Origin of the sequence: Nocardiopsis flavescens, from assembly GCF_900141985.1 — a bacterium.
GTDB lineage: Bacteria > Actinomycetota > Actinomycetes > Streptosporangiales > Streptosporangiaceae > Nocardiopsis > Nocardiopsis flavescens.
In genome coordinates this window covers 66578-72579 of the sequence record NZ_FQZK01000025.1, presented here as the reverse complement: position 1 = coordinate 72579, position 6002 = coordinate 66578, and the positions used below count along the sequence as shown (strand labels likewise).

Here is a 6002-nt window from a genome sequence, read left to right as displayed (position 1 = left end):
GTGCTCGCCCTGGGCAACGAGGGGTTCGCCCGGGTGCTCCTCCTCGCCCTGGCCTCCCGCCTGGCCGAGGTCGCCCCCTGGCTGTTCCTGGGCACGGCGCTGGTGCTGGTCGTCGGGGTGTTCCGGGGCCTGCCCGGCAACCTGCGCAGCCTGGGCGACGAGCTCAACGGCCGCGGGTGACCGGGGCCGCGCCGGTCCCGGTCCCCCCGCGCCCCCGCAGGTCCCCCTAGAAGGGCGTGTCCGGGTCCGCCGGGGCGCCGTCCTTCTCCCGCTCGTCCATGGCGGCGGCCATCGTGGCGCGCGCACCCTCCAGCCAGCGCTCGCAGATGCGGGCCAGCTCCTCGCCCCGCTCCCACAGGGCCAGGGACTCCTTGAGGCTCAGACCGCCCGACTCCAGGCGGCGGACCACGGTGTTGAGCTCCTCGCGGCTCTCCTCGTAGCTCAGCTCCGGCTCCGCGGTGTCGGCGGCGTTCGCCGCGCCCTTCTTCGCCATGTCTACTCTTCTCCTCCGGTGGTGTCGGTGGTCTCGGGGCCCGGCTCGGGGTCGGTCTCGACGGCGTCCACCGTGACGGCCAGGCCGTCCCCGGCGAAGCGCACCCGCAGGGTCTCGCCGAGGTCGGGCTCGGCCGCCGAGCGCACCACCGAGCCGTCGGCGCGCTGCACGATCGCGTACCCGCGGGCCAGGGTGGTCGCCGGGGACAGGGCGTGCAGGCGGGCCCGGGTGTGCTCCAGGTTCTCGGCCGCGCGGTCCAGGGACACCCCGAGGTCGCGGCGGGAGCGCTCGCGCAGCTCCAGGACCTGCTCGGTGAGGCGGTCGATCTCCCGGACCGGGTCGGCCAGCGCCGGGCGGGAGCGCATCGAGGCCAGCCAGGCGGCCTCCCGCTCCAGGGCTCCGCTGAGCACCCGGCGGCCCCGGTCGCGGAGCTGGCGGACGGTCTCCAGCTGCTCCCCCACGTCCGGGACGGTCTTCTTGGCCGCGTCGGTGGGGGTGGAGGCGCGCAGGTCGGCGACGAGGTCCAGCAGCGGGGCGTCCTGCTCGTGGCCGATGGCGCTGACCACGGGGGTGCGGGCGGCTGCGGCGGCGCGGACCATCGCCTCGTCGGAGAACGGCAGCAGGTCCTCCAGGGAGCCGCCGCCGCGGGCGATGACGATGACGTCCACCTCGGGGCGGGAGTCGAGGTCCTTGAGCGCGTCGACCACCTCGCGGACGGCGCGGTCGCCCTGGACGGCGACCTGGCGCACCTCGAAGCGCACGGCGGGCCAGCGGCGGCGGCTGTTCTCCAGGACGTCGCGCTCGGCCGCGGAGTCGCGCCCGCAGATCAGGCCGACCGTGCCGGGCAGGAACGGCAGCGGGCGCTTGCGCTCCGGGGCGAACAGCCCCTCGGCCTGGAGCGTGCGGCGCAGCTGCTCCAGGCGGGCCAGCAGCTCGCCCAGGCCGACGTGGCGGATCTCCAGGGCGCGCAGCGAGAACGTGCCGCGCACCTCGTAGAAGTCGGGTTTGGCGTGCACCACGACCCGGGCTCCGGCCTCAGGCGGGGGCTGCTGGACGTCCAGGACGGACGTCTGGCAGACCACCCGCACGGAGACGTTGGCGACCGGGTCGCGCAGGGTGATGTAGGCCATGCGGCCGCGCCGGTTCAACTCGGCGATCTGCCCCTCGACCCAGATGCGGCCGAGCCGGCCGATCCAGCCGCCGACGGCGTTGAGGACCGTGCGGACCGGTTGCGGCGCCTCGGGGGAACTCTCCATGCCCATGACACCCGAGCCTAGGCCAGGGGTAGGACGCTTCCCCCGCCCCGCGCCGCCTACGGGGTGGCGTCGCCGCCCGCGGAGACGGAGTTGCCGCCGCCCAGGTCGGTGACGGCGGGGTCGCCGTCGGCGTAGTGGACGGTGTTGTCCGCGCCGATGACGTGGATGGTCTCGGCGGAGCCGATGTGCACGGTCAGGTTGCTGCCCGCGACGGTGACGGTGGTGCAGGAGCCGTTGAGGACGACCTGCGCGTCCTCGGAGGCGATGTTGACGGCGCGGCCCTCGCAGTCCTCGGTCAGGTCGCCGCCGGTGACGTTGAGGACCTGGTCCCCGCCGACGCCCACGCCGCCCTCGCCGTCGACGCTGACCCCGCCGTCGCCGTTGCCGATGTCCACGCCGCCCTCGCCGTCGACGGAGACCTCGGTCTCACCGTCGCGGACGCTCACGCCGTCGGGGTCGACGGACACGTCCTGTCCGCCGGGGAGGGAGAAGGAGCAGCCGGTGAGCCCGAAGGCCGCGGCCGTGAGGAGCACGGCGGCCAGGCGGGCCGGGGTGCGGGCGGCGGGAGCGGTCATGGCGGTGGGCCTTTCGAGCGGGAACCGGTGGGGTCTCTCACGGGATGTGACGCTCCGGAAGCCCCCCGGGTTCCCCAGAACGCGGACGGGGCCGCCGTTCCCGGCGGCCCCGTCGGCCCTCACCGCCTCCCCGGCCGCGCCCGGGTCCCCCGCCCGGGCGGCGCGTTCGGCGGACGCGCTCAGGAGGCGGGGTCCTCCAGCTTGGCGATGCGGTTGTCGTACATCTTGATGAACTCGGCGCGGCTCTGGTGCGCGACCTCGTAGGCGCGCAGGTCGCGGACCTGCTCCACGGTGAGCTTGCGCAGGCGGGCCCGGACGGAGGGCAGGGTGAGCACGTCGTAGGTGGGGACGGCCAGCTCCTCCAGGGCCGGGGAGTTCTCCTTGCGGACCTTCTCCAGGACCTCGGAGTCGGCGACCTCGGTCTTGGCCTCGGCGACCGCGATCTCCTCGGCGATGGCCTCTCCGCTGTCCGCCAGGTCGGCGGTGGCGGGCTCGGGCTCCTCCTCGGCCTCCACCGCGGCGGGGGCCCGGGCGACCGCCGGCTCGACGGCCACCGGCTCCGCACCGACGGCGGGGGCGGCTTCCTCCACCGGGGCCTCGGGGGCGGGCTCCGCGGCCGCCTCCGCGGCCACGGGTGCCGGAGCGGCCTCCTTCTCCTCCTCCGCGACGGCGGCCTTCTCCTCCACGGCGGTCTCGGCCGCGGGCACGTCGGCCTGCGCCTTCTCCTCGGTCCGCGCCGCCGCGGGGGCGTCCGCGCCCGCGGCCTCGGGGGCGGGGGCGGTCCCGGCGGTCTCGTCGGGGGCGGTCTCCTGTGCGGCCGGAGCGGCGGGCGCGGGGGCGGCGGCCGTCTCCTTGCGCCCGAAGATGCCCTTGAACAGGGTCACGACTTTCGTGGCGAACGTCGGGTTCGACATGGGGCGGGGGCTCCTGATTGCTCTCGGCGGGACGGATCACACCCCGTGATCCGGCCGGGCCGGGTGAGGGCGAACCGCCTATAACACATTGCGATGGTGAACCAGGATAGAGGAGGGAAGAACACCATGAGCAGGAGAGAAGTGAACGATTTCGCCACTTCGAAGCGGAACCGGATGCCGCTCGTTGCGATACCGTCACGTTGGGCCCGGGGTGAGCGTCCCGACGCCGCCCGGGCGGCCGGTCCGAGCGTGCGATCCCTCACGCCGCGCGGCACACCCGCATACCCCACCTAGGATGTATTGCATGACAGCGACGACCACCGCCACCAAGCAACGCCGCGTGCTGCTCGCCAACCCCCGGGGTTACTGCGCCGGTGTGGACCGCGCGGTCATCACCGTCGAGAAGGCACTGGAGCAGTACGGCGCCCCGATCTACGTCCGCAAGCAGATCGTGCACAACACGCACGTGGTGCGCACGCTGGAGGAGCGCGGCGCGATCTTCGTCGAGGAGACCGACGAGGTGCCCGAGGGCGCGATCGTCGTGTTCTCCGCGCACGGCGTCTCTCCGGCCGTGCACTCCGAGGCGTCCGACCGCAGCCTCAAGACGATCGACGCCACCTGCCCGCTGGTGACCAAGGTCCACAAGGAGGCCAAGCGCTTCGCGGCCGAGGACCGGGACATCGTCCTGATCGGCCACATCGGCCACGAGGAGGTCGAGGGCACCAGCGGCGAGGCCCCCGACCACATCCAGATCGTGGAGAGCCCGGACGAGGTCGAACGGCTCAACGTGCGCAACCCGGACAACGTGTCCTGGCTGTCGCAGACCACCCTGTCGGTGGACGAGACCAACGAGACCGTCGACGCCCTGCGCCGCAAGTTCCCGAACCTGCTCGACCCGCCCAGCGACGACATCTGCTACGCGACCACCAACCGCCAGGTCGCCGTCAAGACGATGGCGCCCGAGTGCGAGCTGGTCATCGTGGTGGGATCGGACAACTCCTCGAACTCGGTGCGGCTGGTCGAGGTCGCCCTGGCCGCCGGGGCCGACACCTCCTACCTCATCGACAACGCCTCCCTCATGCAGGAGTCCTGGCTGGAGGGCGTCACCACGGTGGGCGTCACCAGCGGCGCCTCGGTCCCCGAGATCCTGGTGCGGGAGCTGCTGGACCGCCTGGCCGGGTACGGCTACGGCGACGTGTCCCTGGTGACCACGGCCGACGAGACCCTGACGTTCTCGCTGCCCAAGGAGCTGCGACGCGACCTGCGCGCCGAGTAGCGCGCCGCCGGCACGGCGGAGGGGCCCCGGACCGCACGGTCCGGGGCCCCTCGCGCGCGTACGGCCGGCCCGCTCAGGACTCCTCGGAGGGCCCGTCCGCCGGCTCCCCGCCGGCACCGGAGGTCTCCAGCCCGCCCGCGAAGCGCGCCAGCTCGTCCAGGTCGGCGGGGCCGGCCACGACCAGCGTGCGGCCGTCCTCGGCCAGGACCAGGGCGGACCAGTCCTCGGACTCGCGGTGCTCCCACTCACGGCCGCCGACCGAGACCGTTCCGATCGTCTCCGCGCCCCTGCTCCGGGCCGCCGCGACCTCCCCGGGGTCGCCGTCGCTCTGGGTGAACATCACGTGGCTGTCGCCGGGCGTGGCGAATCCCACGCTCCACTCGACCGGCCCCTGGGTCTCCAGGGTCGAGCTGGTGGGCGTCCACCCCTGCTCGGCGAGGTTCTCCGCGGGCATCGTCACCGGGTAGTCGGCGGCCTCGCGCAGCACCTCCGCCTCGGGCCGGTAGTCCACGGACGGGATGCTCTCCCCCGAGCGCGTGGAGACCACGAGCGCCAGCACCAGGACGATGGCGACGATGATGCCCAGGGAGATGGCGTAGTTCTTGAAGGTCGCGCTGGACCGGCTGTGCTCACTCATGACGCTTCCAGCTTGCCGCAGGCCGCGGGCCGCGCCGACCCGGGGTGGCCGTTGCGCGCCGGTCCGCCCGGGAGCGGCCGCGGACGGCCCGCCTGCGGGGGTCAGCCCTCGTCGCGCCGCAGGGGCTGGAGCTGGTCGAGCAGGCGGGTGATGTCGTCGGCCAGGCGGTGCGCGTCGGCGTCGTCGCGGTTGACCACCTCGGCGACGGCCAGCTGCATCGCCCCGCTCACCACGATCAGCAGTGCCTCGTCGACCGGTTCGTCGGCCTTGCGGTACAGGGCCACGTTGCGGTCGGTCCAGTGGGTGAGCCGGGCCCGCAGCTGGTACTCGAAGCCGGGCGGGCCGTCGCCGCTGAAGAACAGCCGTGTGGTGTCCCTCTCCTCGATGCAGCCGAGCAGGTAGGCGCGGGCGGCGATGTTCATCAGCCGCGTGGGGTCGCTCTCCCCGCGGGCCCGCGCGTCCACGACGGCCTGGTGGGTGCGCTCCTGCTGGCGCTGCTGGAACTCCTCGTACAGGGCGAGGTAGAGGTCGGCCTTGCCGGTGAAGTGGTGGTAGAGGCTGCCCACGCTGGCGCCCGCGACGGAGACGACCTCGCTGACCCCGGCCTTGGCGAACCCCACGGTCCGGAAGACCTGGGCGGCGGCCCTGAGCAGTGCGGTGCGCGTCGCCGCGCCGCGCGGCGAGACCCGTGTGGGCCGGTCCGTCTTTTCCACTGTCATGCCTCACTCCCGTCCGGATCACGCCAGCGTAGCCCGCGCGCCCGCGACCGGGCACGGGAGAGTGCCCGTGGAAACCGGGGCCGTGCCGGGTGGCTACCCTGAGACGTGCATCCCAGCCCGTACCCCGACGGA

At 73.9% G+C, this 6002-nt stretch carries 8 protein-coding genes; 2 read left to right on the top strand and 6 right to left on the bottom strand.

Annotation, left to right across the window (positions count from 1 at the left end; genetic code table 11):
• Window positions 1-180 (top strand): DUF6542 domain-containing protein (locus tag BUE45_RS26870; protein WP_342746055.1); only part of this gene is annotated, 180 nt, incomplete at its 5' end.
• A 46-nt stretch (window positions 181-226) separates the two neighbouring features.
• On the opposite strand, the gene BUE45_RS26865 is transcribed toward BUE45_RS26870, so the two are convergent.
• The 4 genes from BUE45_RS26865 to BUE45_RS26850 all read right to left on the bottom strand — a co-directional run bounded on the left by BUE45_RS26865 (window position 227) and on the right by BUE45_RS26850 (window position 3238).
• Window positions 227-493 carry an exodeoxyribonuclease VII small subunit gene (locus BUE45_RS26865; protein ID WP_073383408.1) on the bottom strand — a complete coding sequence of 89 codons (267 nt, stop codon included), beginning with the start codon at window positions 491-493 and terminating at the stop codon, window positions 227-229.
• Window positions 494-495: 2 nt separating this feature from the next.
• Window positions 496-1755, bottom strand: coding sequence for an exodeoxyribonuclease VII large subunit (xseA, locus tag BUE45_RS26860; protein ID WP_178378666.1), 1260 nt, complete (start codon window positions 1753-1755; stop codon window positions 496-498).
• 50 nt (window positions 1756-1805) lie between these two features.
• Window positions 1806-2324: a DUF3060 domain-containing protein gene (locus BUE45_RS26855; protein WP_073383405.1), complete on the bottom strand. Its 519-nt coding sequence runs from the start codon at window positions 2322-2324 to the stop codon at window positions 1806-1808.
• A gap of 179 nt (window positions 2325-2503) precedes the next feature.
• Window positions 2504-3238, bottom strand: a complete 735-nt coding sequence (locus BUE45_RS26850; protein WP_073383403.1) for a hypothetical protein — start codon at window positions 3236-3238, stop codon at window positions 2504-2506.
• A gap of 304 nt (window positions 3239-3542) precedes the next feature.
• Here BUE45_RS26850 and BUE45_RS26845 point away from each other — a divergent pair, with 304 nt between their 5' ends.
• Window positions 3543-4514, top strand: a complete 972-nt coding sequence (locus tag BUE45_RS26845) for a 4-hydroxy-3-methylbut-2-enyl diphosphate reductase (RefSeq protein ID WP_073383400.1) — start codon at window positions 3543-3545, stop codon at window positions 4512-4514.
• A gap of 73 nt (window positions 4515-4587) precedes the next feature.
• On the opposite strand, the gene BUE45_RS26840 is transcribed toward BUE45_RS26845, so the two are convergent.
• Window positions 4588-5151 carry a DUF4245 domain-containing protein gene (locus BUE45_RS26840; RefSeq protein WP_073383396.1) on the bottom strand — a complete coding sequence of 188 codons (564 nt, stop codon included), beginning with the start codon at window positions 5149-5151 and terminating at the stop codon, window positions 4588-4590.
• A gap of 101 nt (window positions 5152-5252) precedes the next feature.
• The gene (locus tag BUE45_RS26835) at window positions 5253-5864 is read right to left on the bottom strand and encodes a TetR/AcrR family transcriptional regulator (RefSeq protein ID WP_073383393.1); all 612 of its coding nucleotides are present in this window, start codon (window positions 5862-5864) and stop codon (window positions 5253-5255) included.
• Window positions 5865-6002: the final 138 nt, after the last annotated feature.

Excerpts from the sequence above, each read along its gene's own strand:
- xseA (WP_178378666.1), bottom strand. The coding sequence starts at position 1,755 with ATGGGCATGGAGAGTTCCCCCGAGGCGCCGCAACCGGTCCGCACGGTC.
- BUE45_RS26865 (WP_073383408.1), bottom strand. The coding sequence starts at position 493 with ATGGCGAAGAAGGGCGCGGCGAACGCCGCCGACACCGCGGAGCCGGAG.
- BUE45_RS26855 (WP_073383405.1), bottom strand. The coding sequence starts at position 2,324 with ATGACCGCTCCCGCCGCCCGCACCCCGGCCCGCCTGGCCGCCGTGCTC.
- BUE45_RS26850 (WP_073383403.1), bottom strand. The coding sequence starts at position 3,238 with ATGTCGAACCCGACGTTCGCCACGAAAGTCGTGACCCTGTTCAAGGGC.
- BUE45_RS26840 (WP_073383396.1), bottom strand. The coding sequence starts at position 5,151 with ATGAGTGAGCACAGCCGGTCCAGCGCGACCTTCAAGAACTACGCCATC.
- BUE45_RS26845 (WP_073383400.1), top strand. The coding sequence starts at position 3,543 with ATGACAGCGACGACCACCGCCACCAAGCAACGCCGCGTGCTGCTCGCC.